26 protein-coding genes are annotated in these 25,814 nt (G+C 56.8%); 16 read left to right on the forward strand and 10 right to left on the reverse strand.

The features are described from left to right. Positions 1–20 precede the first annotated feature (20 nt). Complete coding sequence (gene trmB / locus ELY25_RS11980; RefSeq protein ID WP_126951512.1) at positions 21–686, reverse strand: tRNA (guanine(46)-N(7))-methyltransferase TrmB; 666 nt, start codon at positions 684–686, stop codon at positions 21–23. 209 nt (positions 687–895) lie between these two features. On the opposite strand from trmB, the gene ELY25_RS11985 reads away from it, so the two are divergent. The 8 genes from ELY25_RS11985 to ELY25_RS12020 all read left to right on the forward strand — a co-directional run bounded on the left by ELY25_RS11985 (position 896) and on the right by ELY25_RS12020 (position 8,572). Continuing rightward, positions 896–2,779 (forward strand): beta-ketoacyl synthase, encoded by a 1,884-nt coding sequence (locus tag ELY25_RS11985; RefSeq protein WP_126951565.1) that lies wholly within the window; start codon positions 896–898, stop codon positions 2,777–2,779. Continuing rightward, positions 2,776–3,270 (forward strand): pantetheine-phosphate adenylyltransferase, encoded by a 495-nt coding sequence (gene coaD / locus ELY25_RS11990; RefSeq protein ID WP_126951513.1) that lies wholly within the window; start codon positions 2,776–2,778, stop codon positions 3,268–3,270. The genes ELY25_RS11985 and coaD overlap by 4 nt, the downstream gene beginning before the upstream one ends. Before the next feature lie 80 nt (positions 3,271–3,350). Then, positions 3,351–3,599 carry a YfhL family 4Fe-4S dicluster ferredoxin gene (locus tag ELY25_RS11995; RefSeq protein ID WP_126951514.1) on the forward strand — a complete coding sequence of 83 codons (249 nt, stop codon included), beginning with the start codon at positions 3,351–3,353 and terminating at the stop codon, positions 3,597–3,599. A 14-nt stretch (positions 3,600–3,613) separates the two neighbouring features. Next, entirely contained in the window at positions 3,614–4,903 is a 1,290-nt protein-coding gene (locus ELY25_RS12000) for an MATE family efflux transporter (RefSeq protein ID WP_126951515.1), read from the forward strand. Positions 4,904–5,026: 123 nt separating this feature from the next. Next, positions 5,027–6,337: a short-chain fatty acid transporter gene (locus ELY25_RS12005; protein WP_126951516.1), complete on the forward strand. Its 1,311-nt coding sequence runs from the start codon at positions 5,027–5,029 to the stop codon at positions 6,335–6,337. A gap of 57 nt (positions 6,338–6,394) precedes the next feature. Beyond that, a complete protein-coding gene (locus ELY25_RS12010) occupies positions 6,395–6,910 on the forward strand; it encodes an acyl-CoA thioesterase (RefSeq protein ID WP_126951517.1) in 516 nt (171 codons plus the stop codon). 59 nt (positions 6,911–6,969) lie between these two features. After that, complete coding sequence (locus tag ELY25_RS12015; RefSeq protein WP_126951518.1) at positions 6,970–7,974, forward strand: ion transporter; 1,005 nt, start codon at positions 6,970–6,972, stop codon at positions 7,972–7,974. After that, the gene (locus tag ELY25_RS12020) at positions 7,967–8,572 is read left to right on the forward strand and encodes a LysE family translocator (RefSeq protein ID WP_126951519.1); all 606 of its coding nucleotides are present in this window, start codon (positions 7,967–7,969) and stop codon (positions 8,570–8,572) included. Before ELY25_RS12015 ends, ELY25_RS12020 begins: the two co-directional genes overlap by 8 nt. Here ELY25_RS12020 and ELY25_RS12025 read toward each other — a convergent pair. Together ELY25_RS12025 and ELY25_RS12030 are read right to left on the reverse strand one after the other, a co-directional pair. After that, the gene (locus ELY25_RS12025; protein ID WP_126951520.1) at positions 8,569–8,919 is read right to left on the reverse strand and encodes an I78 family peptidase inhibitor; all 351 of its coding nucleotides are present in this window, start codon (positions 8,917–8,919) and stop codon (positions 8,569–8,571) included. The genes ELY25_RS12020 and ELY25_RS12025 overlap by 4 nt on opposite strands. Positions 8,920–9,014: 95 nt before the next feature. Next, the gene (locus ELY25_RS12030; RefSeq protein WP_106373812.1) at positions 9,015–9,146 is read right to left on the reverse strand and encodes an entericidin A/B family lipoprotein; all 132 of its coding nucleotides are present in this window, start codon (positions 9,144–9,146) and stop codon (positions 9,015–9,017) included. A 186-nt stretch (positions 9,147–9,332) separates the two neighbouring features. On the opposite strand from ELY25_RS12030, the gene ELY25_RS12035 reads away from it, so the two are divergent. Further along, positions 9,333–9,755, forward strand: coding sequence for an HIT domain-containing protein (locus ELY25_RS12035; protein ID WP_126951521.1), 423 nt, complete (start codon positions 9,333–9,335; stop codon positions 9,753–9,755). Between the two features lie 7 nt (positions 9,756–9,762). Here ELY25_RS12035 and ELY25_RS12040 read toward each other — a convergent pair whose 3' ends face one another. From ELY25_RS12040 to ELY25_RS12055, 4 genes are all read right to left on the reverse strand, one after another. After that, positions 9,763–10,797 carry a nickel/cobalt transporter gene (locus ELY25_RS12040; protein WP_126951522.1) on the reverse strand — a complete coding sequence of 345 codons (1,035 nt, stop codon included), beginning with the start codon at positions 10,795–10,797 and terminating at the stop codon, positions 9,763–9,765. Positions 10,798–10,819: 22 nt separating this feature from the next. Next, the gene (locus ELY25_RS12045; protein ID WP_236995727.1) at positions 10,820–11,428 is read right to left on the reverse strand and encodes a DUF1007 family protein; all 609 of its coding nucleotides are present in this window, start codon (positions 11,426–11,428) and stop codon (positions 10,820–10,822) included. Between the two features lie 77 nt (positions 11,429–11,505). Beyond that, positions 11,506–11,883: a hypothetical protein gene (locus ELY25_RS12050; protein WP_126951524.1), complete on the reverse strand. Its 378-nt coding sequence runs from the start codon at positions 11,881–11,883 to the stop codon at positions 11,506–11,508. Beyond that, positions 11,880–12,437 carry a hypothetical protein gene (locus tag ELY25_RS12055; protein WP_126951525.1) on the reverse strand — a complete coding sequence of 186 codons (558 nt, stop codon included), beginning with the start codon at positions 12,435–12,437 and terminating at the stop codon, positions 11,880–11,882. The genes ELY25_RS12050 and ELY25_RS12055 overlap by 4 nt, the downstream gene beginning before the upstream one ends. Before the next feature lie 106 nt (positions 12,438–12,543). Here ELY25_RS12055 and ELY25_RS12060 point away from each other — a divergent pair, with 106 nt between their 5' ends. Continuing rightward, positions 12,544–13,683: a glycerate kinase gene (locus ELY25_RS12060; RefSeq protein WP_126951526.1), complete on the forward strand. Its 1,140-nt coding sequence runs from the start codon at positions 12,544–12,546 to the stop codon at positions 13,681–13,683. 200 nt (positions 13,684–13,883) lie between these two features. After that, complete coding sequence (locus ELY25_RS12065; protein ID WP_126951527.1) at positions 13,884–14,360, forward strand: Dps family protein; 477 nt, start codon at positions 13,884–13,886, stop codon at positions 14,358–14,360. 63 nt (positions 14,361–14,423) lie between these two features. On the opposite strand, the gene ELY25_RS12070 is transcribed toward ELY25_RS12065, so the two are convergent. Together ELY25_RS12070 and ELY25_RS12075 are read right to left on the reverse strand one after the other, a co-directional pair. Further along, positions 14,424–15,890 carry an aminoacyl-histidine dipeptidase gene (locus tag ELY25_RS12070; RefSeq protein ID WP_126951528.1) on the reverse strand — a complete coding sequence of 489 codons (1,467 nt, stop codon included), beginning with the start codon at positions 15,888–15,890 and terminating at the stop codon, positions 14,424–14,426. A 32-nt stretch (positions 15,891–15,922) separates the two neighbouring features. Further along, complete coding sequence (locus tag ELY25_RS12075; RefSeq protein ID WP_126951529.1) at positions 15,923–18,112, reverse strand: tRNA(Met) cytidine acetyltransferase TmcA; 2,190 nt, start codon at positions 18,110–18,112, stop codon at positions 15,923–15,925. Between the two features lie 337 nt (positions 18,113–18,449). On the opposite strand from ELY25_RS12075, the gene dctP reads away from it, so the two are divergent. From dctP to ELY25_RS12095, 4 genes are all read left to right on the forward strand, one after another. Further along, entirely contained in the window at positions 18,450–19,553 is a 1,104-nt protein-coding gene (gene dctP, locus ELY25_RS12080; RefSeq protein ID WP_018918862.1) for a TRAP transporter substrate-binding protein DctP, read from the forward strand. 60 nt (positions 19,554–19,613) lie between these two features. Continuing rightward, positions 19,614–20,117, forward strand: a complete 504-nt coding sequence (locus tag ELY25_RS12085) for a TRAP transporter small permease subunit (RefSeq protein ID WP_126951530.1) — start codon at positions 19,614–19,616, stop codon at positions 20,115–20,117. Further along, positions 20,114–21,448 (forward strand): TRAP transporter large permease, encoded by a 1,335-nt coding sequence (locus ELY25_RS12090; protein ID WP_126951531.1) that lies wholly within the window; start codon positions 20,114–20,116, stop codon positions 21,446–21,448. The genes ELY25_RS12085 and ELY25_RS12090 overlap by 4 nt, the downstream gene beginning before the upstream one ends. Positions 21,449–21,636: 188 nt before the next feature. Then, the gene (locus tag ELY25_RS12095; protein ID WP_126951532.1) at positions 21,637–23,337 is read left to right on the forward strand and encodes an ABC transporter permease; all 1,701 of its coding nucleotides are present in this window, start codon (positions 21,637–21,639) and stop codon (positions 23,335–23,337) included. A 27-nt stretch (positions 23,338–23,364) separates the two neighbouring features. Here ELY25_RS12095 and ELY25_RS12100 read toward each other — a convergent pair whose 3' ends face one another. After that, positions 23,365–24,468, reverse strand: a complete 1,104-nt coding sequence (locus tag ELY25_RS12100) for an ABC transporter ATP-binding protein (RefSeq protein ID WP_126951533.1) — start codon at positions 24,466–24,468, stop codon at positions 23,365–23,367. A 270-nt stretch (positions 24,469–24,738) separates the two neighbouring features. Here ELY25_RS12100 and ELY25_RS12105 point away from each other — a divergent pair, with 270 nt between their 5' ends. Then, positions 24,739–25,764, forward strand: a complete 1,026-nt coding sequence (locus ELY25_RS12105; protein WP_126951534.1) for a Fe(3+) ABC transporter substrate-binding protein — start codon at positions 24,739–24,741, stop codon at positions 25,762–25,764. The last annotated feature ends 50 nt before the right edge of the window (positions 25,765–25,814 follow it).

Below are 25,814 nucleotides of genomic sequence, written 5' to 3' on the forward strand. Positions count from 1 at the left end.
TCAAGCTAAGAATACCCATGTCATACCCGTTCTAGATCAACCTGCAGGCGCCAAAGCGTTTGCCCGCTCTGATCGTACTTGGCTTCAAACGGGGTTAAATACTCACCATCAGGTGCCCACACGCCGGTTTCAGCCTGCTTACCGGTAACGTGCGCTACCGCCAGGGCAAACTCTTCGATATACAGCTGCCAGTTGGAGCGCACCTCAAGACGCCCGCCCAGCGCCAGCAGTGTGGGTAATATTGGATGCCCTTGCCAGCGCATCTTTAAATGTGCTGCTTTGGGATATGGGTTGGGGTACAGCAGATAATGCCTCGCCGGCGCCCATTGCGCCTGATCCGCCAGCCTCCAGAAATCCACCAGATCTGCCCGCACCAGAAGCGCATTATCGGGAAGCGCGCCATGATCACGTCCTAACCGATCTTCGCTGCGATCAACTCCAATCACCAGATGATCCGGGAACTGCGTAGCCAAATGCCGTGTCGAAAGCCCAACGCCACACCCTGCATCCAGAATCAGCGGGGCCTGACGAGCTTGATACCAGCGCTGGGCCTGCTCGAACGCCTGTTGAGTGTGATCCGCAATTGGTTTACGCAGCGGTTGGGCAAGTGCGCGTTCTACCCGGCGTGCCAAATCATGATGAGGGCCTGGCTGATTGGATATGATGGGTCGAGAATTGTGCTGCATGCCATCTCTCGGATTGAAAAGAGGTGATTCTATCAGTCTCCGGTGGTTGCAGCATGACGTCGTGAGGTACCCGGTGCTATGATCACGCCCGAGATATTTATTAAGCTCAACGATACGGCCCGTTTTAGCCTGTCGTTGACAATAACTGTTATTAAAAACCACCGCACCACGAGGAACCCGGCTTGTCACACTTACCGGTGATTGTCGGCATGGGCGGCATCAATCCTGCCGGCAGAACCTCGGGCCACCAGGCCTTCCGCCGCACTGTACTTGATGCCCTTCCTGCAGACCAGCAGCGCCAGACACTGGAGGGCCTTGCGGCCCTCATGCAGCTTGTCGAGCATTCTGAAAAGGGCTGGCATGACCGTACAGGCCAGCCTGTAGACTCCCCTGCTCAGTCACTGCGCGAACAGGTGCTGAACCATACGCTGGTTCGTCGCAACGAGGACCCCAAGTTCCTCGACCCTGGGCTGCCTGCCAATCGCCAGGCGAGCCTTCAGCTTGCTGAGCCGTTGCGCTTTACGCTACGCCGTCGCCAGTTGCCCGACAGCCTGCCAGACACCTGGCAGGTACGCGAACTGGATGCCCGCGAGGTAGAGGTCACTGTGCCTGCTGGCGTTTTCGAGGCGCTGCTGCCCGACGCTCAGATTCCTAAAGTGCGCGCGGCCGCTCAGTTGCCCAGTGGCTTTGACCCGGCGAGCCTTTACCGCAGCGTGCATCATCCGCGCGGGTTATCAATGGCCGTGTTTGGCGCCAGCGACTGTTTGGGGGCCAGCGGCTTCTCCTGGGAAACGCTGCGCCAAACCCTGAACCCCGATCATATTGCGGTTTATGCCGGCAACTCTATCGGTCAGTTGGATGATTCTGGCTGGGGTGGGTTGATGAAAAGTTTGGTCAGCGGCCAGCGCGCCACTTCCAAACAAATGCCGCTGGGCTATGGGCAAATGCCTGCCGACTTCCTCAACGCCTATGTCCTAGGCAGCGTCGGCGGTACCGGTGCGGTCTTGGGTGCTTGCGCAAGTTTCCTCTATAACCTGCGCTTGGGTATCGAGGATATTCGCGCAGGTCGCCGCAGAGTGGTCATGGTGGGCACCGCTGATGCGCCGATCACCCCGGAAATTATTGAAGGGTTCCGGGCCATGGGGGCGCTTGCCGATGATGCCAGCCTGAAGGCACTGGATGCGCTTGAGCTTCTCACCGATGCGGATTATCAACGTGCCAGCCGCCCCTTTGCGCGCAACTGTGGTTTTACCATGGCGGAAGCCAGCCAGTTTGTGCTGCTGATGGATGACGCGCTGGCGCTGGAAACAGGTGCCGATATCCTGGGCGCCGTACCTGAGGTTTTTGTCAACGCCGATGGCTTCAAACGCTCGATCTCGGCTCCTGGAATCGGCAACTACCTGACGTTGGGCAAAGCGGCAGCATTGACACGTGACATATTGGGCGAGAAAGGCCTGAGAGAACGTACGTTCCTGCATGCCCACGGTACCAGCACGCCCAAAAACCGCACGACCGAATCCCATGTGCTGGATGAAATCGCCCGTGCCAACGGAATCAGCAACTGGCCAGTAGCCGCGATCAAATCCTTTATTGGCCATTCTCAGGGATCGGCCGCAGGCGATCAAATGGCAAGCGCTTTAGGCAGCTTTGCCCACGGTTTATTGCCGGGCATTCCCACCCTGGATGCCGTGGCCGATGACGTGTATGCCGATCGGCTAAGGTTTTCTCAGACCACCATGGCGTTCAAGGCAGATGCTTCCTTTATTAACGCCAAGGGCTTTGGTGGCAATAACGCCACCGGCGTGGTGCTCTCCCCTGACGTGACCGAGCAACTACTACTGCAACGCCACGGTGCGGCTGCGATCAGCGCCTGGAAAGCGCGCCGCGAAACGGTACGCGCAGAGGCAGTGGCGTACCTTGCCCAGGCAGACGCAGGCCACTACGCGCCTCGCTACCAGTTTGGCGAAGAAGTGCTCGAAGGCCCTGAGCTTGATATCCATGCTGATCGGATTCACATTCCGGGCTACGCTCAGCCGGTATCGCTTTTAAGCGACAACCCCTTTGGTCGGATTGACGAGGAGAGCTCGCAATGAGCACGCCACGCGTCAATATTGCCGTCTATCCGGGTACTTTTGATCCGATCACCAACGGGCATTTAGACCTTATCGAGCGCGCGGCCCGAATGTTCGACAAGGTGGTGATCGGCATAGCGGCAAGCCCTGGCAAACGGCCAGCGCTTGACCTGCCAGCGCGGATTGAACTGGCCCAGGCCGCCTGCTCGGCGCTGACTAATGTCGAAGCCGTAGGGTTTTCCGGCCTGCTGACCACCTTCATGCGCGAGCAGAACGCCACGATCATTCTGCGTGGTCTGCGGGGGGCGTCGGATTTCGAATATGAGCTTCAGCTTGCCAATATGAACCGCGTCCAGAATCCCGAGCTTGAAAGCGTCTTTCTGACACCGGCGGTGGAAAACTCGTATATTTCTTCCACCATCGTGCGTGAAATTGCCAAGCTGGGCGGCGATATTTCACCACTGGTGCCTTCCCAGGTCGCAGAAGCGTTGCGTAAGCACTACAATACGTAACCACCCACATTGTTGAGTAAAACACTCGGGTATCCTGTTGGGTGATACCCCGATGTGCCAGCCATTCGCGAGGTATGCCCATGGCCCTGATGATTACCGATGAATGCATTAACTGCGATGTCTGCGAACCTGAATGTCCTAACGATGCGATTTCTCCCGGCGAGGAGATTTATGTCATCGACCCGAACCTGTGTACCGAGTGCGTGGGCCACTATGATGAGCCGCAATGCCAGCAGGTTTGTCCGGTAGATTGCATTCCGCTTGATCCAGCACGTCCAGAAACGCAGCAGCAGCTGCTGGAGAAGTACCGCATCATCACCGCCGCCTGACGCCCAGCGGTCGCGTGCGTATATGGGCCATTGCCTGGCCAATCATCCTTTCCAATATTACCGTTCCCCTGCTGGGACTGGTGGATACTGCCGTGGTCGGGCACCTGCCCGACTCGCGCTATCTGGCAGCGGTTACCTTGGGTGCTACGCTTTTCAGCTTTCTTTACTGGGGCTTTGGTTTCTTGCGGATGGGCACCACGGGCCTGGTGGCCCAGGCAATGGGCCGGGAAAGCGATAGCGACGTACAGAACCTGCTAGGCCAATCGCTGATCATCGCCGCCGTGATTGGCGTTTTACTGATTACCTTTTCCACTCCGCTGATTAATCTAGGCCTTTGGCTTTTAGATGGAAGTGAGGCCGCCACGCCGCTGGCCCGCGAATACGCGGAGATACGCCTGTGGTCGGCGCCCGCCGTACTGGCCAATTACGCCATTCTGGGCTGGTTTCTGGGCCAACAGAACTCCCGCGTTACGCTGATGATTCTGGTGCTGACCAACGCGATCAATATCGTGCTCGATCTATGGTTTGTTGTGGGCCTGGGCATGACCAGCAATGGGGTTGCCTGGGCAAGCGTTATTGCCGATTACAGTGCATTGGGGTTTGGCGGCTATCTGGTGCTTCATCAGCTCAAACGACTAACCGGACGCTTTTCACGGGCGCGTTTACTGGCCCTTTCCGCTTATGCCGCGCTTTTCAACATCAACGCCAATTTGTTTGTACGCACGCTTGGCCTGCTCTTTGTAATGGCATTTTTTACCGCTCAGGGCGCTCGCCAGGGCGACACCGTACTGGCTGCCAATGCCGTTCTGTTGCAGTTCATCATGCTTACAAGCTACGCACTGGATGGTTTTGCCCACGCGGCAGAGTCGTTGGTGGGCCGGGCCTATGGGCGACGTGACTGGCAGGAGCTGGCCTCGATTGTCCGCCGAACTGCACTGTTCTCCTTCTGGACGGCGGGCAGCGCATCACTGCTTTTTGCTCTTGGCGGCAATCAGCTGGTAGCGTTATTAACCGGTCTTGAAGAGGTGCAGGCAACGGCTGCCCTGTACCTACCCTGGATGGTGGCGATGCCTTTGATTGCCGTTTGGAGCTACCTGTTTGATGGCGTCTTTATTGGCGCAACCGCCGTACGCGAAATGCGTAACAGCATCTTTATCGCCATGGCCATTTATCTACCCGCCTGGTGGTTTACCCAAGGCCTGGGTAACCATGGGCTTTGGCTTGCCTTTACGCTGTTTATTACGGTGCGCTCCGGGGTGCTTGTCTATTACTATCGTCGATACCGGAACGCCTACTGGCGCTAGACGCTCAGCCCAAGCCTTCTCTTCTTCGATCATGGCTCAAGCTGTTAGCTTTTAAACGTGAAAACCCTCACGCTCCGCCGTATATTAGCAGCGCACTTCCTATAAAAAACAAGAGAATCCGCCATGCTTAAAATGATATCCAAACCGGCCGTCAAGCTGGTCGAGCGTTATCTTCCCGACCCATATATCTTTGTGCTGCTGTTGACCATCGTGGCGGCGGTAGCGGCCATTGCCGTGGAGCGTCAGACGCCGCTTGCTGTCATGCGCATGTGGGGCGATGGCTTCTGGGGGTTATTAACCTTCTCCATGCAGATGCTTTTAGTGCTGGTCACGGGCTTTATGCTGGCAAGCTCGCCACCGGTGAAGCGTATTCTGCAAAAGCTTGCCGGCACGGCCAAAAGCCCGGGCGGCGCGATTATCCTGGTTACTCTGGTATCGCTTGCCGCCAGCTGGATCAACTGGGGGTTTGGCCTGGTAGTGGGCGCGCTGTTTGCCAAGGAGCTTGCCCGGCTGGTGCGGGTCGATTATCGCCTGCTGGTCGCCAGCGCCTACTCAGGCTTTATCGTCTGGCACGGCGGCCTGGCCGGCTCGGTACCGCTGACGATTGCCACCGAAGGTCACTTCACCGCCGACCAGATCGGCGTGATCGGCACGGGCTCGACCATCTTCGCGTTCTTCAATCTGGCGATTGTGGTGTGTCTGTTTATCGCAGTGCCGCTGGTCAACCGCCTGATGCTGCCCGATGAAAAGGATAGCGTGTATGTCGACCGCCAACTGCTAGACGATGAGCCCGTGCCCTTGGGTCGTATTACCCGCCCGGCCGAGAAACTTGAAAACAGCCTGGCACTATCACTTCTGGTAGGCGTCCCCGGGCTTTTGTATCTGCTTGATCACTTTATTCTGCGGGACGGCAGCCTCAACCTGAATATCGTCAACTTCCTGTTTCTGTTTTTAGCGATTGTGCTGCACCGCACGCCGCGCAACCTGCTGACCAGCCTGAATGAAGCCATCAAGGGCGGCGCGGGTATTGTTATTCAGTTTCCTTTTTATGCAGGCATCATGGCGATCATGGTGCAGTCGGGCTTGGCCCAGAGCATGTCGGAGTGGCTGATCTCCTTTGCCACGGCAACGTCGCTGCCGTTCTGGTCGTTTATTAGCGCTGGCATTGTTAACCTATTCGTCCCATCAGGCGGGGGGCAATGGGCCGTACAGGCGCCGGTTATGCTGCCTGCTGCGCAGGCGCTAGGAGCAGACATCTCACGTGTGGCGATGGCCGTTGCCTGGGGTGATGCCTGGACCAACCTGCTGCAGCCTTTCTGGGCACTGCCGGTATTGGCCATTGCAGGTCTGAAGGCCAAGGATATTATGGGCTTCTGCCTTGTTCAGCTGTTTATTACCGGCATTATTATCTCTATGGGCTTAGTCTGGTTCTAAGCTCTTGAATGCTCTGCCCGCCGTTCATGCGGGCAGAGGCCTAACCAAGGACTCACTATGTCAGACGCAGCACAAACGGCCCTGCCAGGACAGCACGAGCTGTCAATGACCGTACTCATGACTCCCGACATGGCCAACTTTAGCGGTAAAGTACACGGCGGGGCCATCCTCAAGAAGCTGGATGAAGTCGCCTATGCGTGTGCCAGCCGCTACTCTGGTCACTACGTGGTGACGCTTTCGGTCGACCAGGTACTCTTCAAGCAGCCCATTCACGTCGGTGAGCTGGTCACGTTTCTTGCCTGTGTGAACCATGTGGGCCGCTCTTCCATGGAAATTGGCATCAAGGTGGTAGCTGAGGATATTCGCAACAAGCTTATTCGCCATACCAACAGCTGCTACCTGACCATGGTGGCCGTTGACCCGGAGGGTAAGCCGGCCAGTGTGCCCCCACTGACACTGACTACCCCCATTCAGAAACTTCGCTTTGAGAAGGCGGCACTGCGCAAGAAGCACCGCAAGCAGGCCGAGCAGGAAGAAAAAATCACCCAGCAGCACTACCAAACGCAAGCTTAACCTAACCAGCGCAGGCCGTTGACTGGCTGACGCTTCAATGCCCATGACAAGGAGGTTGCATGCCTATCAGGCGGCGCTACCCACAACTCCCCAGGCCCGTTGAGTACGCGCATATTGGCTGGGATTTACTGATTCTTGTCGCGGTGGTGCTTAATCTAGGACTGTTGCTCTTTGACTCCCTATTTCTGATCGGGCCTCTTAACCAGGCTCTGGCAAGCGTAGCCCCCAGCTTTCACGGGTTCTACGATAGCGAAATCCATAGCCGTTTCTTTACGATCGACCTTTTCTTTGTCGGCTTTTTTGTGGCTGACATTGCGTTGGGCTGGGCGGTCGCCATTGCAGAGCGGCGCTATCATCGTTGGTTTTTCTACCCCTTTGTACACTGGTACGACGTACTTGGCTGTATCCCGCTAAGTGGTTTTCGCCTACTGCGGGTACTGCGTGTGGTGTCGCTGCTTCATCGGCTGCACCGCTTGCGTATTATCAACGTTACGCACTGGTCGATGTATCGGTTCTTCTTCAAGTACTACGATATTTTGTTGGAAGAGCTTTCCGACCGGATTGCCCTGCGGCTTCTGGGCAATGTACAGCAGCAGATTCTTGCCAGCGATTCGCTCACCGAACGGGTGATCGACCGCGTAATCATGCCCCGCAAGGCGGCGCTGATCAGCGAGATAGTACAGCGCCTGGAGAGTACCGTTGGCGAGGCGTACCAGCTTAATCGCGTCTCGGCCATGAAGGCCATTGATGACCTGGTCAGTCGCACGCTGCGCGAAAGCCCGGAAATTCAACGCCTGCACCGCCTACCCATGGGCCAGACTGCAGCCAACGCTATGCAGGCCTCCATCAGCGGCGTGGCTCAACGGCTGGTGGACGAGCTGGCACTGGGCATTCACTCGCCTGAATTCAAGCAGCTGGTCGAGCGTACCGCGGAAAGCAGCTTTGACAGCTGGCTGACCGTGGATAAGGAAAGCAACCGAATTACCGAACTGGTGCTTTACGACATTCTCGAAATGCTTAAAGAGCAGGTTAACCGCCAACGTTGGAAAGACCGCTATGAATAGCCAGTGGATGATTCTTGGCCCCGCAACCCTCTACATGATGTCGATGACCCTAACACCTGGGCCTAATAACATCATGCTGACCGCCTCAGGAGCCAACTTTGGATTTAAGCGCACTTTGCCGCATATGGCGGGGATTGTTGGCGGCTGTTTCTTGCTGTTTTCCGCGATTGCACTAGGCCTGGGTACGCTATTCGAGCGTTTCCCTTCTATACAAATCGCTTTGCGCTGGCTGGGGAGCGCCTATTTGCTGTACCTGGCCTGGAAAATTGCCAGTGCGCCACCGCCTGATTTAAAGCGTCAAGCACACAGCGTGCCCCTTACCTTCTGGCAGGCCGCCGCTTTTCAGTTCGCAAATCCCAAGGCCTGGGTGATGGGGCTTGCGCTGATCGCGGGATTTATTCCCGAGCAAGGCTCGGTAATTGTGAATGCGCTAATCTTGGTAGGCTTTGTGGAGCTGATGGCATTCCCCTGCCTAGCGCTCTGGGCCGGGTTTGGCATGGCGATTGGCCACTGGATCAAAAGCGACGGGGCTTGGCGGCTATTCAACGTCACCATGGGGCTGCTCACCGCCGCTTGCGTGGTGCTGATCTTACGTTAGCCACAGCGCAGGGCTTCAATGTTCTCGCTGCTATCAATATGGATATTCAAACGGTCGGGTCGATGATCCATGGTCGCTGCATCACCTGGCCGCAATACCCGAACCTGACGTGATTGGCTTTCACTCTGCAGCTGGGGCACATTAGCCTCGTCAAAGGTTTCGCCAATCGCATAGCTGATCGCCGCCGTATCGCAGCTATCCATGGGTATCGGCTGAGCATCCTCCGGCTCATCAGCGGCCTGATTTTGCGTACCGGAACCAGTCGCGCAGGCCGAAAGCAGCGTCATCGCGCCGCTGACGATCACCATTTTCGAGTACCGCACAGCGTTATATCGCCACGTTTTCATAGGCCTACTCTTGTTCTGGTTATTGACAGATTACCCGCATACAAAACGGGCCGGGCAAACGCCCAGCCCGCTGACATCGTCAAGGTGTTGCTAATTTAATCTGCAGCATCCTGAACGGCCTGGCCGCCTCGCTCTACATCCTTGCCGGCACCGGAAATCGTATTGCAGCCGGCTAATGTGCCTGCCGCCATCAGTAGGATAAGGCTCGTCGCTAAAAGTTTTTTCATGGGTGTTCTCCTTAACGTGTCAATCAACAACGGAAATCCCCTCTAGCATTGGCTGCCTTTCTGAGGAGTATTTTCAGCGTAACAGCGTTTTGGCTTTTTCGCCTGTTTTCCATGGCTTAAGTTTCCACGCAATGCCTTCACCGACTATGATGCACAGCATCCTGTGAACGCCTGGAGGGCGCCCTCGTGAACGATTTCAATCTTGATCAACGCCTGGATGCCGACACTTTTCCCTTGGCGGACCTGCCACTTTGCCGGGTGCTGCTGATGAACGACGCACGCTACCCCTGGGTGATTCTGGTGCCTCGCCAGAACCATATCAGCGAGGTAGCCGAGCTCTCTGAGGCCGATCAAGCCCAGCTGTGGCGAGAAGCAACGCAGCTGGGCAGCGTCATGAAAACGCTATTCGAGGGTGACAAGCTCAATATTGCAACACTTGGCAACGTGGTGAAGCAGCTGCACGTGCACGTTGTGGTGCGTAAACACGAGGACGCCACCTGGCCTGCGCCGGTATGGGGTAACGGTAGTGCCGAGCCTTACGCGCTTGAGCCGCTTGCCAACCTGCGCGATCAGCTTATCGCCCATATTGATCGTCTAACGTTTGATTGATCCACGATCAACGCATCAACGGGTTGCCCTGCCTGGCTGGCGGCTCACCTAGCAGCGGCGTACTGGCAGGCTGGGAAACGCTGGCAATGGAAAGCGTTACCCCCAGCAGGATAATCAGCAAGCCACCGGCTAATGCTACCCAGCCAACCGCCTTATGGATATGTTGAGATGCCTGCTGCTTGGCTAGACGCCGTGTTGCCCAGCGCCGTGCAAAAACGCTGGCCAGCGCCAGTGCGGATACCGTGATGCCCGTCCCTAGCGACATGGCCACTACCGATAACACGCCCACGTAGAACTGGCCCAAGAGGCTGGCTGCCCCAAGTAAAAGCACGGCGCCGCTACAGGGTCGCATACCAATGGCAAACACCGTCATGATCGCCGTGCGCCAGTCCAGCGCCTGCTGCGGTTCCACATGATGGGCACCGCCACAGCAGTGATGATGCCCATGACCGGGTGCATGACCTGCTGCGTAGTGGTGAACATGGCTTGGCGAGTGACCTTGAGCAACAGGCTGAAACACCGCCGGACGATAAGCGTGGCGTAGCTGCTTAGCGGCGCGAACGCATAACCAGATACCTAGCAGCGTTACCAGTAAAAAGCTTGCCTGCTCCACCCAGACAACGCTCCCCATGGCCTGACGTGTTAGCCACCCCAGGCCATGAACTAAAACGGCCACCATCACAATGGCGGTTACCCCTTGCAACAGCGAGGCGGCAAACGAGAGACCCAACGCTCGCCGGGTGGCACCACCATGAGACGCCAAATACGTCGCTAGCACGGCTTTTCCGTGGCCAGGCCCAGCTGCATGAAAGACGCCATAACCAAAGCTTACGCTTAACAGCACCCACCAGGTGGCGCGTGTGGGCTCCCGGGCAAGCTCGGTAATCGCCAGAGTAAGCGCCCGGTGAAGGTCTCTCTGCCAGGCCAGCAACTGATAGCTTACCCCTTGCAGGTTACCTTGAAGTAACCACACCAACATTAAAACGGCCAATACCAATAGCCCAGCCAGCACAAAGGGCTTACGTATAACCAGAGATTGCATAGCGCAAAACACCCTATTTCCGTTAGCGGCAATCAACATGCCCGGTTTCGGCAAAATGTCTGCCAAGCCCCGGTTCCCCTTCCTCGTCTACATCCAAGAGCGCCGCCTGCATGACAAGTTCAGGGTCGGGATCTGCGCTCAGAATGCTCAGCTCACAGACAGGTTCGCCGTGGAGTACCAGTGCATCCGCGTCAGGCTGATTGTTCTCCGCTTCATGAACCATTTCGATGTAATAGGTCGGGTCGAAAATCTGATAATCGAGGGAATGCCCCGCCAGTGGATGGGGCGTTTCTAAAGGCAGGATAAAGCTGAAGGTAAGCCGTCCATCCTTTTCCATTGCCGTGTACTCGCTCACCTCGCCCAGCGTCAGTGGCTTGCCATCCAGGCGCACTTCCGTAAAGTAGTGCTGCTGGGCAAGGTTATTGCGTATTTCATGGCCAAGCTGGTCAAGCCCTTCTTCAAGGCTAACGCCATCCACCTGGGTCAACTCCTCAAACACCACTAGGCTGTAAAATGGATCCATCCGCCAGGTTTGATGCAGCCCACGGACAACGCCCTCGTCATTGGTCATTACCCTGATACTGAAATCGATCCAGCCATGAGGGTGAGCCGAAGCCCACATGCTAAGCATCAGACTAACAACGCCTACCCCCATCGCCCAGCGCCTGGCATTACACGGGCCTTTGTTTACCTTATAACTGCGTTGCTTCACGGTGCTAATCCCAATTTTGCTTGTAAACTCACGAGCCAAGGGTCCAGTAGATAAGGCGGCAAGGGCTGGCTGCCCCGCCAGGCCGCCACGCTTACCCGGCTGCCACCGCCTGCTTCACTTACCTGAAGCTGCAGGCGATATTCAGGCCAGCGGGCCAATGAAGCTTCTGCACGGCCTAACGCCAAGTCTGCATGGCGTATGACATAGCCCTGCTCCATCATCAGCTCAACTGCGCTGCGCAGCGTCGTCTCCACTGGAGCAGCGTACACCAGTTCACGTGGCGCTGAAGGTGAGGTGGTCGCACAGCCTGCCAATATCGCCAGCAAGGCGCTGATGCCCACCCACTTGATCCACTGCCCACCGTATCGCCTCATGGCGCGTTCCCCGCTGGTGTGCTGGTTTGTTGAAGTACTGCTTGAAAACGCCGGCAGAAATCATCGTTGCTTGCGCTATAGGACTCGCGTAAATCGCCCGAATGATCATAGCGGCGTAGATCACGCGAGATTCGCACGTCACGATCACCTACCAGCAGCGACACCCGCTCGACTTCGATCGGCTGATGATTAAGCCCGCCCCCAAAACCCAGCCCAATGCCAATGCCACTGCCGCGCCCGATGCCAAACCCACCAAACATGCGCATGCCCCGACCATAGCCGTAGGCGTTATCATAGGGGTCGTAGTAGCCATGCAAGGCCTTCTCACGACTGGCACTGACCAGACCTAACGATGTGTCGGTAGAATCAAGTTCAAAGCCCCATTCGGTCAACACCGCTACACTTTGTCGCAGCACGGCCTGCGTATTGGCCGAGCTGCTGGGAAAGTAGCACGTGGCTGAAGGGGCAGGCTCGGCCTGGGGCAAGCGGTCTGGCGTTGCCTGACAACCCGCCAGTGCCAACAGGCAGGTTAGCGTAACTGATATCGGCTTCATGTTAGGTCCTCTAACGGTCGTCACGGCTGGTCTACCACCGAGCAGCGCGTTAAGCTCGCTCTCTTATCACGATAGATCAAAGACAATCATTCGCGGAGGTCGTGCATTGAATATCCTGCTTTGCCCCGACAGTTTTAAAGATGCCTTAAGCGCGGAACAGGCAGCCAAGGCCATGGCCCAGGGCGTTCTCGCTGCCGCCCCTCATGCGCAGACATGCTGCTGCCCACTGGCCGATGGCGGGGAAGGAAGCCTGGATGCCCTAATTGCAGCAGCCGGCGCCGAGCGCTACGAGATAACGGTTCAGGATGCACTTGGCCGCCCCCGCAAGGCAGCCTGGGGCTGGCTCGGCGAACAGCGTACCGCGTTTATCGAGCTGGCAGAAGCCAGCGGCTTACAACACTTGAGCACGCAGGAGCGCGATGCCCTGCATACCTCCACCTTCGGCGTAGGCGAGCTGTTTCTGGCCGCTCTGGGCAAAGGCGCTAAGAAAGCCCTACTGCTGCTAGGCGGCAGCGCGACCAATGACGGTGGCGCTGGCATGCTTAAGGCGCTGGGCGCCAAGTTACACGATGTCCAGGGTAACCCGCTTCCGCCAGGCGGCGCAGCACTGACATCGCTTGAGATGCTGGACCTCTCAGGCCTGGACCCACGGCTTGCATCACTAAGCGTGGAAGCCGCGGTGGATGTGGATAACCCACTTCTAGGCGAGCGTGGGGCGAGCGCTGTCTTCGGCCCGCAGAAAGGCGCCACACCTGAGCAGGTTGCCACACTTGACCAGGCGCTCGGCCGTTTGGCCGAGATCAGCGCCCGCGTACTGGGTGAAGATTATCGTGATTTGCCCGGCGCAGGAGCAGCGGGCGGCATGGGCTTTGCCGCGCGTGCATTTCTAGGCGCAACATTAAAGCCCGGCATTGAAATGATCATGCAGCAGGCCAACATGCCTGAGCTGTTGAATAACGCCGATTTGGTGATTACCGGTGAAGGCCGCCTGGATGGGCAAAGCTTGGCGGGTAAAACACCCATTGGCGTTGCCCGCGCCGCGCAGCGCCTGGGTAAGCCGGTGATTATTCTCGCCGGAAGCCTAGGCGACGGTTGGCAGGCCTGCCTTGACGAAGGCGTCACGGCCGCGTTCGCCCTGGCCGATGGCCCAATGACGCTTGAACAGGCGCTGCCCCGGACAGCTGAACTGCTGGCCGCACGCTGCGAGAATATTATCCGGGTGTGGATAAACCGGCCCGCCCCTTGAAAAATCACTCTGCCATCAGCATTACTGATAGAGAAGTGCAACGCCAATACAAACGCTGCACGTAAGGTTTAGCGGCAGTAACGATGTCATGACGCTATAGGCACGATGTAGAAAACCTGTTTTGCAACATCGCTGCGACGTTTTATGCTGATCAAATGATTTGATAGCCGTTTTTCACGGCTCCAACATGGAGAGACGATATGACTGATACCAATAGCATCGGCTTACACGAAAGCAGTGCCAGCCAGCTCGCAGAAAAGCTGAACCATCTGTTGGCCAACTATCAAGTTTTTTACATGAACGTGCGTGGCTACCACTGGAATATCAAAGGTAGCGATTTCTTTGAGCTGCACGTCAAGTTTGAAGAGTTCTACACAGACCTGCTGACCAAGGTCGATGAGGTCGCCGAGCGTATCCTGACCCTGGGCCACAAGCCGGTACACGCTTACAGCGACTACGCCCAGCTCTCCCATATTCAAGAAGACAAGGACGTTCATGATGGCCAGGCCTGCGTCAACGGCGTGGTCAAAGGGTACCAAACCCTGATCGAGCTTCAGCGCGAATTGCTGTCGCTGGCATCTGACGCCGACGATGAAGGCACCGCTTCACTGGCTAGCGACTACATTCGCGAGCAGGAGAAAACCATCTGGATGCTGAACGCCTACCTCGGCAAGTAAAGCGTTTTCGTTCAGTAAAAACGGCACCCTTGTGGTGCCGTTTTTTATGCGTCTGAGAGTTGGCTAGCCTTTCTTAGCCAAATCCTCCATCAGCGCGCGCAGCATTTTCCAGAACTCCTCCACCGATTCAAGCTCAACGCGCTCATCCGGTGAGTGGGCGCCGCGGATAAGCGGACCAAACGAGATCATATCCAGGTGTGGGTATTTGCTGCCTATAATGCCGCACTCAAGCCCGGCGTGAATGACCTTGACGGCGGGTTCTTGCTCAAACAGAGCGGCATGGCGCTTGTTAAAGATGGCAAGTAACGCACTGCCTGGGTGAGGCACCCAACCGGGATAGCTGTTCTCCACACGCACGCGCGCGCCAATTAATCCAAACAGCGCCTGAAAGCGGTCGGCCAAGGCGGCGGTTGCCGTATCGTGCAGGGAGCGTACTAACGCACATAGGTGCAGACGCCCTGCTTTAAGGCTTAATACGCCTAGATTATTGGACGTTTCCACAACGCCGGGCACATCGGCGCTCATGCGCTCAACCCCGCACGGCGCGGCATGCAGCGCCGCCACCAGCATAGTGCTGGCATCCAGGGTTAGCGGCTCAACAGCCTCATGATTTACGCTTCGAGTGGCGCTCAAGACCAAACCGCTATCGCCCGTGCTTAGCTCGGCACGCAGGGTATTTTCCAGCGCCTTCAGCGCTTCAAAAGCGGCATCCACTTCGTCAGCGGGCAGGGCAAGCTGAGCAAACGCTTCGCGGGGAATGGCGTTACGCAGCGTGCCACCCTGGTAGCTCACCAGGCGCGCATCAAACGCTTCCAGGATGCGCAGTGCCCGCACTAACAGGCGGTTGGCGTTACCCAGCGGCTTATGAATATCAATCCCCGAATGGCCGCCTTTCAAACCCGTTAGGGAGATTTCGATCAGCTGTTCACCGTCACGCAATGCGATACCCGGTAGGAGGGCGTCAACTACCACGTCAGCACCACCCGCACAGCCGATATACACTTCGCCGCGGTCTTCACTATCCAGATTGAGCAGCAGTGAGCCTTTCAGCCAGTTTTCGGCCAGGTTCAGCGCACCGCCCATGGAGGTTTCTTCTTCAAGGGTAAACAGGGCTTCAAGCGGGCCATGGGTAAGCTCTGTATCCTCAAGCACGGCAAGAATAGCCGCCACGCCCATTCCGTTATCGGCCCCAAGCGTTGTGCCCTCGGCGTGCAGCCAGCCATCAGCTACATAGGTGCTGATCGGGTCGCGGGAAAAATCATGGGTGCTGTCGGAATTGGCTTGGGCCACCATATCCAAATGGCCCTGCAGAATAACCCCCGGCGCCTGCTCACAGCCAGGCGAGGCAGGTTTACAAATACGTAAATTGCCAAAGCTATCGCGGTCGTGGGCAAGCCCCTGAGCATCGGCCCAGGCTTCGAGTATCGCGACCAGCTCGGCTTCCTGCCCAGACGGGCGCGGGGTATTACACAGCGTACGAAAGTGGCGCCAAACGATGGACGGCGTCAACGCGTCTAAATGTGCGTTCATAAAAACTCTTCATTATCGACAATGGGAACACTTTACTCCTCCACGCCGTGAGGGAAAAGCATACCGTGAGCCGTTAGCTGTTCGATGGCCTGACGTAGTGCGCGAACGGCATCACCATGCGCGACGGCCAACGGGCGATTCTGGAAGGCCCAGGCCGCCAGCTGCTGATGGGCAATCAACGCCGCCTGTGTGACGCTGGTTTCCCGTGCCAGGGCCTGCAGTGCCGGGCGCGCCAGCACCGGGTCGCGATGCGCGTAAGCTACGTCGTTTACCGCTTGGCGCTCGTCTGCCGTCAACGGTGCCCTGGGCAGTACCTGTAGCAGCAGTGAGACAACCTCTGCCGGCAAGGTGGGCAGCTCAAACGCCAACAGACCGGGCAACGCGGCCGCAAAGGTTGTCTTCAAAGTGCTCAAGACAGCCTGCCCTTCGGCGTTCAGCGCTTTGGCGGCCATGACCGCAAACTCGCCCGTGGCTGTTTCTCGGGTAATACCCAGGCGTACGGGGGTAAACCCCTGCGCCAGCCAAAAGCGGAGCAGTGAAGCTTCGGCGCCAAACGTGGCGCCATACAGGGCGATGCCTTGGCGCGCGGCCTCTCTGCTGTCGTCATCAATAAGCTTTCGGCCCAACCCTTCCCGGCGACGTTCAGGATGAGTCGCAATACGCACCACACGGCGCCAGCTAGCGGTCAGCGCAGCGCGACTTCCCATATGCGCCGCCAGGGACTGAGCCATCAAGTGGCCTTGGGGGCGTCGCTTGCCAAGCGCTACCTGCTCGGCAAGCGACGCGTCGAAACCGCCCTCCTCCCGCGCGACAAGCACCGCCTGGGGTGCATTTGTCTGCCCCACCAGGCGTAGCGTGGTGCCGGGCCCGTCCAACAGCTGACGCAAATCACTGGGTGAGGTTCGATAATGTGACTGCACCAACAGGCCAAACACGGCCTCAAGTGCATTCTCGTTATGCGCAAGCTCACCACGTATTATCACCTGCGATGTTAGCGGGCCATTAAAGCGCTGCCCCGCCGGTAGCGGTGCCTTAAGCATCAGCAACTGGTTAACCGTAGCCTCGAGCGGGTCACCTACCGCCCAGCGAATGGGCGTATTCGGCGTTAGCGCTTTCCACTGCGGCGTAAGCCGATCAAGCACGCTGCGAAAGCGCAGTGCAAAACCGCGCCCGGAGCCTTCGTAGCCATCAATGGTGGTGGCAAACGCGATCCGCGGAAATGCAGAAAGCCACTGGCCCAGTAGGAAAGCCGGAATCGCCGCCGCTTCATCAACCATCAAATAGCTGCCGTCGCCTCCCAGCTTTTGGGCCGCCACCTGCTCGGTGAGCACATCGGGGGGCAAAAAGCATAGCTCGCTTTTATTAGCGAGCTGAAAGCGGCTGGGAGTGATACGCGCCCCCTCCGGGCAGAGAGCTTCCAGACGCGTAAACAGGCTTTCCACCGCGTCCAAGCGCGGAGCCGTGACGATAATAATCGGCATGCCGCTTTCCAGAAGCCGTGCACAGGCAATTCCCAGGGCGGCGCTTTTGCCCCGCCCTCGATCCGCGGTAATGACCAGCGGACGGCGGCGCTTTAAGTTCATCAGTTGGGTAACGGTAGCTGCCTGATCGGCCGTGGCGCATGCGCTATCGTTAACGCTCTCTAGATGCGCTGAGCGTGCGGTTAAGCGAGGTAGCTGCGGCCACCCGGGCGCGTGCCAGGTGACGATATCCGTGCGCTCATCAAGCAGGCGAGCCAGACGCGCTAAATAGTGGGCGGTTAACTGCTCCCACTGCCAGGGGTGATCAGCAAACCGGGCATAATCAGGGTCTGGGCGCTCACCCCAAGGGTAAGGCGTTATCAGCACCAGCAAGCCGCCTGCCGTCAGCGTACCTGCTAGCGCTCCTAACGCTTCAGGATCAAAGCCTGCGCTGCCGCTGGCATCCATGATAACAAGCTGATGCTCGGTACCCAAACGCGTACGCGCTTTGCGCGGCGTGATCCAAGGTTCAACCGGCGCATTATCTGCCTGATGGGCAACCCATAAAGGCGCTAGCCAATAAGCGCCCTGCCAAAGTTCGAGAGCTTGAGCACGACACTCGGCGGGCTCTCCCGTTAGCCATACCAGCTGCCGCCATCGGCGCCTGTGTAAGCGTTTGGCATGGGCCAATAACGCTGGCACGGGCGACTTACCGGGCATACTTAACGTTTTCGTCAACCCTTCGTGTGGCAACGCTGGCATTAAGACTCCTAAGATCCACTATTTCTTTAAAACTTCTTTAGAACTTTGGTTGAACAAAAAGGCGTTTTTCAACGTTACTTGTTCTGACCAAGCATGTAAAAAACTCATAATGAAAATGTAAGCCACTGATTAAAATAAATATAAAACTTTTAAAAAAACTATAAGTAGCGCTTTTTACTTATCTTACTCAGGTTGCACCGCAGCAGTAAGAGTGTGCTAATTTAGCGGTGCAGCCCGGTGCTTTCTCTACTTTACGTAAACGTTAGCTCCTTTATTGCACTTTCCTGCATTGCGGTAACAAACACTAATAATGCCTTAAGCCAACCAGGAAAATAACATGAAAACGATCGCTCGATTCAGCCTCACTACGCTGGCGGCTAGCATCACGTTCGCCGCGCTCACCACTACTGCACAAGCCCAAGAACAGTGGACAATGACCTCTACCTGGCCGGATAACCTTGATCTGGTTCAGATTGATCAACACTGGGTAGAACTGGTTAATAAACTTGCCGGCGACGAAGTACAGATCAACTTTCGGTCTGGCGGTACACTGATGCCCGGTACAGAAGTGTTTGATGCCACGGAAACCGGCAGTATCGAAGCCGCCGGTGACTGGCCCGGCTACTGGGCTGGTTTAAACCCCGCTTTCTCTCCACTGGCAACCACTACCAGTCTGTTTAACGGCGTCGACTATCTTAACTGGATTCAGCAGTGGGGTGGCCGTGAACTCTACGAAGAGATTTATGGCCAGTACAACATGATGTACCTGCCCTACGGGATTACTAATAACGAGTCTGGCTTTATGGGCCGCACGCCGATCGCGAGCATTGCAGATCTTGAAGGCAAGCGCCTGCGTCTTTCAGGACGTGACCAGGGGCGTGTTCTGGAGCAGTTAGGCGGCTCACAGGTAACGCTTGCCGGTGGTGAGGTGTATCAGGCAATTGAGCGCGGCGTGATTGATGCCGGCGAGTTTTCAACCCCGGGCGTGGATTTCAAGGCAGGCTTTGCCGAAGTCGCCGACAACTGGGCAACGCCGGGCTGGCACCAGTCTGCCAGTGTGTTTGGCGTCATGATCAACATGGATGCCTGGAACGCGCTTTCTGAAGAGACCCAGGAGAAGCTGCGTATTGCTGCCGACGCCACCATGGCTTGGTCGCTGGCCTGGTCTGAGTACGAATCCAACGCCGCCACCCAGCAATTTATCGATGCGGGAGTGACGATCAACCAGTTCTCTGAAGAGGATTTGGCGCGAATTCAAGACGTCACTAACCAGGTCATCGTACAGGGCGCCTGTGAAAACCCCGATCACGCCAAGGTTTATCACTCCATGATTACGTACCTGCAGGAGTACGCGACGTGGCGTGATGTTTCAGTGCCTTTCAATATGAGCCGCACCATGAACAATCTGCCTTCTCTGGAAGAGATCGAAGCTTGCCTGTAAGGCGCTCATGTTTCGCCCCGGCATCGCCGGGGCGGTTGTTGTGCTGACCGGAGATCTCCCATGAATGCAGTTGCCCAAGCCATTGATGCGCTCAATGAAGCGTTTGGACGCCTGATTGCGCCGCTGATTGCCATCATTACTCTGATTGTACTGTTCGATATTATTTCCCGTTTTGTGTTCGGCCGCCCAAGCGACTGGGCATTTGATATCACCAAGATGCTGTTTGGCGCGCACTTCATGCTGATGGCCGCTTACGGGCTACGTCACCATGTTCATGTAGAAGTGGATGTTTTAAAACGCCTGTTATCGCGCAAAAAACAGGCACTGCTTGAACTGGTGGGTTATGTGGTTTTTTTCGTGCCGTTTATCTGGATGCTGCTCAAGTACGGGTGGCTGTTTTTCGATCGCGCGTTTAGCCGGGGTGAAACCACCTACGGCATGATGTCGATTCCGGTCTACCCCATTAAGGGCGTGATTGTGCTGGCAGCAGCTCTCCTCCTGCTACAAGCCATTGCCATTGTCCTGCGGGCCATTATGCAGCTGTGCGAGGAGATACCGGCATGAACTTAAGTCCCGAATTGCTCGCATTAGTCATGTTTGGCGGCCTGCTGGTTGGGCTGTTCATGGGCCATCCGCTTGCCTTTGTGCTGGGCGGGGTGGCAGTGTTCGGTGCGTTTTTAGGCCCTGGTGAGCGGGTGCTGGGCACCCTGATCAACAATATCTACGGTAACGCCATGGATAACTACGTACTTGTGGCGATACCGCTTTTTGTACTCATGGCGCGCTTTCTCAACGACTCTGGCGTTACCGAGCGAATGTTCGACGCCATGCGCCTGCTGCTGGCCAACCTACGCGGCGGGCTGGCCCTAACGGTGGTCATCGTCTCGGTGCTGCTGGCCGCCACGACCGGCATTGTCGGCGCCTCCATTGCCGTGATGGGCATGATCGCCCTGGTGCCCATGCTCAAATATGGCTACAACAAGGAGCTAAGTGCGGGCGTGATCATGGCCAGCGGCTGCCTGGGCATTCTGATTCCGCCCAGCATCATGCTGATCCTGATGGCCAGCTACTCACCGGTTTCGGTGGGTGCACTGTTTGCGGGTGCCATGGTTCCAGGGTTAATGCTAGGCGTGATGTATGCGCTTTACGTCCTGCTGATCTGCCACTTCAAACCCTCTTACGGTCCGCCAGTGCCTAAAGAGGAGCGCGCAGAAGTTAGCACCAAGCAACTTTTAATTATGCTGGGCAAGTATGTGGTGCCGCCCATGTCGTTGATCCTTGGGGTACTTGGCGCCCTGTTTACCGGGATTGCCACCGCGACAGAAGCCTCTGCGATTGGCGTTTTTATCGCGTTTATTCTGTTTCTGATCTTTGGTGACCGAAAGCTTTCCACTTGTTTTAGAACGCTGATTGAGGCGGGCAAAACCACCACCATGGTAATGCTGGTGCTAGTGGGTGCTACGGCATTTACCGGTGTTTTCTCGCGCGGTGGCGGCATGCAGGTCATCCAGGATCTATTGTTGGCAATGCCGGGCGGCACGACTGGCGCGCTTATCATGATGCTGTTATTGGTGTTTGTATTAGGCATGTTCCTAGATTGGACCGGCATCGTGCTGTTGAGCTTTCCGATCATGCTGCCGATCATTCAGCAGATGGGTATCGACCCGCTGTGGTTTGTGGTCATGGTGGCCGTGGTGCTGCAGACCTCATTTCTCACCCCGCCGTTTGGCTACGCGCTGTTCTACTTGAAAGGCGTGGCTCCGCCTGGGGTCGAGATTGTCGATCTGTATAAAGCCGTGGTGCCGTTTGTGGCGCTTATCCTGTTGGCCTGTGTATTGATGGCCTTCTTCCCCTGGTTGGTCACGGGTCTGCCCAGTTTGCTGATCGGCTACTAACCAGCCAACACGTTCAGCCTCCCCTTCTGTCGTTACTCCCCCGCTCTTAGGCGGGGGTTTTTATATGGGTATTTTTATATGGATAGTGGGTTAGCTGCAGCCGTGGTGCCCAAGTGATACTATTTGCAGCCGTTACTTTTTCGCATTGACGAGTCAGCGCTGCCAGCCTCGTCCCAGGAGACAACGACGTGCCGATTCCCGCTCGCCGTTCAAGATTGGCGCTACTTCCAGACTATATATCCCGCTTTACGCTATCGCTCACGCCGTGGTCATGTGCGCTGTTCTTGATTGCGCTGACGGTAGCACTGCCGATTCTGGTCGTCTTGAGCTATATATTCGTGCCGACCGAAGGCGTCTGGCAGCACCTGGCGAGCACCGTATTGAGCCGCTATTTGTCGAATACCTTTTGGCTCGTGCTCTGGGTTGGGCTGGGCACGTTAATTATAGGCGCCGGTAGCGCCTGGCTGGTGGTGATGTGTCGCTTCCCAGGCAAACGAATCTTCGAGTGGGCGCTGTTATTACCACTGGCGGTGCCAACCTATGTCATCGCCTACGCTTATACGGATTTCTTGCAGGTGGCGGGGCCATTGCAGAGTGCGCTTCGAGGGTGGTTTAACTGGCAGTACGGTGACTACTACTTCCCCAATGTGCGCTCGCTAGGCGGCGCCGCTACGCTGATCACGTTTGTGCTGTATCCCTACGTTTATCTGCTTGCCCGCGCGTCTTTTCTTGAGCAATCAGTGTGCGTGCTTGATGTAGGGCGCACGCTGGGCCGCGGGCCCTGGCACCTGTTTGCAAGCGTTGCCCTACCGCTGGCACGCCCGGCCCTGGTGGGCGGCGTTTCGTTGGTACTGATGGAAACCCTCAACGAGTTTGGCGCGGTGCAGTTTTTTGGCGTGGATACCTTTACCACCGGCATCTATCGCACCTGGTTTGGGCTAGGCGAGCCAGTGGCAGCAGCACAGCTAGCTGCCTGCTTGCTGACGTTTGTGATTGTGCTGGTGCTGCTGGAGCGCTTCTCGCGCGGGAAGCGGCGCTATTTTCATACCACAAACCGATACCAACAGTTGCCCGAGTACCGCCTGCACGGCTGGCGCGCCTTCGGCGCAACACTCGCCTGCTTGCTGCCTATTGTGATCGGCTTTTTATTGCCTAGCGGTATTTTGCTGAACCTCGCCATCCATCAAGGTGATGCCCTTCTGGGCACGCGCTTTATCCGCTTCGCTACCAACAGCCTTAGCCTTGCCACGGTGGCGGCGTTGATCGCCGTGGGTCTTGCCGTGCTGTTGAGCTATGGCGTCAGGCTACATAACTCGCCCGGTGCCCGGCTATTTACCCGAGTAGCCGCGATGGGCTATGCCATTCCCGGCTCGGTGGTCGCGGTGGGTATCTTGATTCCCTTCGCGTGGCTGGATAGCACCCTGAACACGTGGCTACACGCCCACTACGGAAAAATTATTGGCCTGGTGTTTAGCGGCTCGGCGTTTATTTTAATCTACGCCTACATCGTGCGCTTTTTGGCCGTGTCGTTTAATGCAGTTGAAGCAAGCCTTGGCAAAGTTACTCCTAATATGGACGCCGCCTCTCGCACCCTGGGCCAAACCGCGGGCGGCACACTACGCCGTATTCATACACCGCTGATGCGCAGTAGCCTATTGGCCGCCGGTATATTAGTGTTTGTGGATGTAATGAAAGAACTGCCCGCAACGATTATATTGCGGCCGTTTAACTTCGATACCCTGGCGGTGCGTGCTTATAGCCTAGCGTCTGATGAGCGCCTGGCCGAGGCTTCCACCGCGTCGCTGGCCATTGTGGTGGTCGGCATCTTGCCGGTGATTCTGCTTAGCCTGGCCATGCGCCGGGCTCGGCCCGGCAGCCATGCTCAGTAGAGCCAGCAGGTAGGCCTACGCTGGGTGCTAAAAGGTCGTGTCTTGAAAGACAAACACCTGAGAGTGGTCCAGGTCGATATCAATCGGCTGGCCCTCCTGGGGTAGAAAGACACCGGGCACACGGGCATGTAAATGCGCCTCCTGGCCATCAGTCCCGTGGGCGCACAGGTGAATCAGGCTGGAACGGCCCAGTAACTTTGCCATGACGACATGGCTATGGCGGTGAGCATCCGCGGGCAAGTCGCGCTCCTGAAGCCGCAGCGCCTCAGGGCGAATCATCACCCGTGCATTACTGCCTTCGGGCAGCCAGCTGGCATCTATCTCGCCTACCGGGGTCTGCACACGGCCATGCTTAACCGTGCCGCTGAGTTCATTTACTTCGCCAAAAAAGGTCACTACAAACGGATCAACCGGCGTACAGTAAAGCTCGCGCGGCGTGCCCGTTTGAATAATCCGGCCGTCGCGCATGAGGGCAATTCGGTCGGCCATAAACATGGCCTCTTCCGGGTCGTGGGTCACCAGTAACGTGGCTGACCCAAGCTTCTTCAGCACGTGCAGCGTATCGTCGCGAATACGATCACGAAGGCGTGCATCCAGACTTGAAAAGGGCTCGTCGAGCAGCATCAGCTTGGGTGTTGGCGCCAGTGCCCGGGCCAAGGCAACGCGCTGTTGTTGACCGCCAGACAGCATGTGCGGATAGGTATTGATGTAGTCCGCCATCCCCAACTGAGCCAACAGCTCAACCGCGCGCTCACGGCGCTGACGCGCGGGCATCTGCTTAAGACCAAAGGTGACGTTTTCCAGCACGCTCAAGTGAGGAAAAAGCGCCGAGTCCTGAAACGCCAGCCCGACGTTACGCTTCTCGGGCGGCAGGTGGCGCTGACTGGGCGTTGCGACAGTCTGCCCTTCCAGGCTAACGCTGCCTTGTTGGAGGACTTCCAGCCCCGCGGCAATACGTAACAGTGTGGTTTTACCGCACCCCGATGGCCCCAGCAGGCAAACGACTTCCCCCGGGGCAATCTCTAACGAAACGCCTTTCACCACTTGGTTTGCCGCATACGTATGATGGACATCCTTTAGCGACAGCGCCATGAGCGTGGTGTTATCGGGAGATAAAACGGTTACCGCCATAATGTCACCATGTCCTCGTTGAACCAGCGTCTTATTTAACCAGCGTCTCACTTAGCCAGCACTTTTGGCGTGCGGCTTGGCAGGCTACGTTGAATAACATGCCATTGTATTTTTCATTGACCCGATATGCACGCAAGGTTGCACAACAACGAACGCGTTGTTGTTATTTTTCTTGACCCGGTACTTTTTCTTGACCCCGACACTGCGAAAGGCTTCAATAGGAAAACCTTAATGCAACTTATTATCATAATCATTTAGGATGCTAACTATATGAAAGTAACACGCCTTTCAGCGTCTATCGCGGCTTTTTTTGCGGGCGCAGCCGTATCAAGCACGGCGCTTGCTGATGCGGTCAACATTTACTCCGCCCGCCACTACGATTCGGATGAAATCCTGTATAAAGCGTTCACCGACGAGACGGGCATCGAAGTGAATGTTCTGGAAGGCGATTCCGACCAACTGATGGAGCGCATGCAGCGTGAAGGTATTGCCAGCCCCGCGGATGTCATGCTAACCGTCGATGCGGGCCGTTTATGGCGCGCCGAGCAGGATGGCCTGTTCCAAAGCGTAGACTCTGAAGTGCTCAACGAGCGCTTACCGGAATCAATGCGCCAGCCTGACGGCTTATGGTTTGGCTTTAGCCAGCGCGCACGAGTCATTTTCTATAACCGTGAAAACTTCGACTCCAGCCAAATCGAAAGCTACGAAGATTTAGCGGATTCGCAGTTTGAAGGTCAGCTGTGCATTCGCTCCTCCAACAATATCTATAACCAGTCGCTGCTTGCATCAATGATCGAGCACCACGGTGAAGAGGGTGCCGAAGAGTGGGCCCAGGGCGTAGTCAACAACCTAGCGCGTAACCCGGAAGGTGGCGATACCGACCAAATCCTCGGCGTTGCCAGCGGCGAGTGTGATCTGGCCGTTGCCAACCACTATTACTACGTGCGCATGCTTCATTCCGACAACGAATCTGAGCGTGAAGCAGCCCGCAAAGTGGGGGTAATTTTCCCCAACCAAGATGATCGCGGCACCCACGTTAACGTTGGCGGCGCGGGCCTGGTTGCTAATGCACAAAACCCTGAAAACGGCATCAAGTTCCTGGAGTTCCTGTCGTCTGACGGCGCCCAGGAAATTCTCGCCGAGCGTAACTATGAGTTCCCGGTCGTCGCCGGTATCAAGAAAGACCCGGTGTTGGAATCATGGGGTGATTTCAAAAAGGATGATTTGAATATCAATGTGCTGGGTGAGAACAACCCCGAGGCCATTCGTATTTTTGACCGCGTGGGCTGGCGCTAAGCTCTCACCCACGCAAACAAAACGGCCCGCCATTTGGCGGGCCGTTTTCA

The organism is Vreelandella populi (assembly GCF_003989825.1).
In the GTDB taxonomy this organism is placed as follows: domain Bacteria; phylum Pseudomonadota; class Gammaproteobacteria; order Pseudomonadales; family Halomonadaceae; genus Vreelandella; species Vreelandella populi.